Source organism: Longivirga aurantiaca (assembly GCF_042660085.1).
GTDB classification, from domain to species: domain Bacteria; phylum Actinomycetota; class Actinomycetes; order S36-B12; family CAIYMF01; genus Longivirga; species Longivirga aurantiaca.
Genome location: NZ_JBHSTI010000070.1, coordinates 1 through 2,031 on the forward strand (window position 1 = coordinate 1; position 2,031 = coordinate 2,031).

2 protein-coding genes are annotated in these 2,031 nt (G+C 71.1%); both read right to left on the reverse strand.

Annotated elements, in window-relative coordinates:
- Positions 1-598 (reverse strand): LLM class flavin-dependent oxidoreductase (locus tag ACFQGU_RS17855; RefSeq protein WP_386769050.1); only part of this gene is annotated, 598 nt, incomplete at its 3' end.
- A gap of 109 nt (positions 599-707) precedes the next feature.
- Positions 708-2,031: glycosyltransferase family 87 protein (locus ACFQGU_RS17860; protein ID WP_386769051.1), on the reverse strand; the 1,324-nt coding region annotated here is incomplete at its 5' end.

Genomic DNA, 2,031 nt, shown 5'->3' on the forward strand with positions numbered 1-2,031 from the left:
TCGCGGCTCCGCGGCCGATCACCTCGAGCGCCGCCCGCACGTCGCTGGGCGAGTTCCGCGAGTCGAGCAGCACACCGCCGGCGACCTCGCCGAGCAGCTGCAGCGTGCGTGGTCCGACGCCGCCGCCGAGCACGGGCACCGGCTGCTGGGGCGGCCAGTCGAGGGCAACGGCGTCGAGCGACACGTACCGGCCGGAGGTCGTCACGGTCTCGCCCGCGAGCAGCTGGTCGAGCGCCACGACGTACTCGCGCAGCAGCGTCACCGGCGACTCCACCCGGCCGCCGACCTGCGCCATCCAGCTCTGCACGCCGTGCCCGACCACCGGCACGAACCGGCCGGGGAACAGCCGCTCGAGGGTGGCCACCTCCATCGCGAGCAGCGCGACGTTGCGCAGCGGCGCCGGCACGAGGCCGATCGCGACCGTCAGCCGCTCGGTCCACGCCAGGGAGGCTGCCGCTGCGGCGATCCCGCTCTCCTTGAAGCAGTCCTCCCAGAGCCACAGCTGGTCGACGCCGGTCTCCTCAGCCGCGCGCGCGGCGTCGCGCAGCCGCTCGGGCGGGTACCAGGGCGCGAAGACCACGCCGATCGAAGGGGTCATGCTCGCAGCGTAGGTCGGACGCGTGGGCTGTCTGCCGCCGGATCCGTCGTGAACGCACGACAGATCGGGTGCCGTCGCGACAGCAACGGGGGCGGAGGTCCGTGACAGGTCAGGCGCGGTCGTCGTGCGCGCTGTGCAGGCCGGAGTGGGCGCCGACCGGCTCGGGCTCGGTGTGCGAGCGGCGCGGTGCGAGCCAGTCGTCGGCGCCGTCGAGCACGCCGCCACCCGGGTCGTCCTCGTGCTCGGGCCGTCCGTCGGTGCGCACCGGGTCGTGCTCGGGCCGCAGGATGTCGCGCACGATCATCCCGGCGAACCACAGCGTGAGACCGATGTGCAGCAGGATCGCCGCGACGTACCAGCCCTCGGGGAGCGCCTTGTTGTTGTCGTTGCCGTAGCCGAGCAGGAAGTACCAGATCGCCGCGAAGTAGAGCACCTCGCCGATCTGCCAGATCAGGAAGTCGCGCCAGCGCGGGCGGGCCATCACCGCGAGCGGGATGAGCCAGAGCACGTACTGCGGCGAGTAGACCTTGTTGGTGATGCAGAACGCCGCGACGACGAGGAAGGCGAGCTGCGCGAAGCGCGGACGGCGTCGCGCGCCCACCGCGAGCCAGGTGATCCCGAGGCAGAAGACCCCGAGCGCCAGGATCGCGAGGGTGTTGACCATGTCGGCGGGCACGGGGTGCTGGATAGCCATGAAGACGTACCAGATCGAGCCCCAGTCGGCGCCGCGCGTGTTGGAGAACGTGTAGAACTCCGCCCACCCGTCGAAGCTCACCATCATGATCGGCACGTTCACGACTGCCCAGGCGCCGGCCGCGGACGCGACGAGCGCGGCGTACTCCTTCAGCTTCCCCGCGCGCAGGCACAGGAGCAGCAGGGGCCCGAGCAGGAGCACGGGGTAGAACTTCGCGGCGACGGCCAGGCCCAGCAGCACCCCGGCGAGCGCCGGTCGGGACCGCGACCACAGCAGCATCGACACCGCGGTGAGCGCGACGGCGAGCATGTCCCAGTTGATGAGAAGGCACAGGATTCCGGCGGGGGCGAGGGCGACCATCGCGGCGTCCCACGGACGGCGGCGCACCGTGAGGGCGGTGGCGATCACCGTGACCATGAGGCACACGAACAGCAGCAGCGCGTTCCAGTCGAAGAACTGCACCGTGCGTTCCGACAGGCTGCCGTCGGTGCCCGTGAGCCACGACGCGATCTGCATGAAGTAGCCCGTGAGCACCGGGTACTCCAGCGGACGGTCGCCGCCGACGGAGATGTAGGGGAACAGGCCCTCGGCGAAGCCTCGCGCCCCGAACAGCGGCGGGATGTCGCTGTAGCAGAGCCTGGAGTAGTTGCCGTCGCCGCCGAAGTTCTCGAGCCGGCAGGGCAGCTTCTGCAGGTACGACAGGACGAACGACGTCGTCGTCAGCATCACCAGCAGGCGC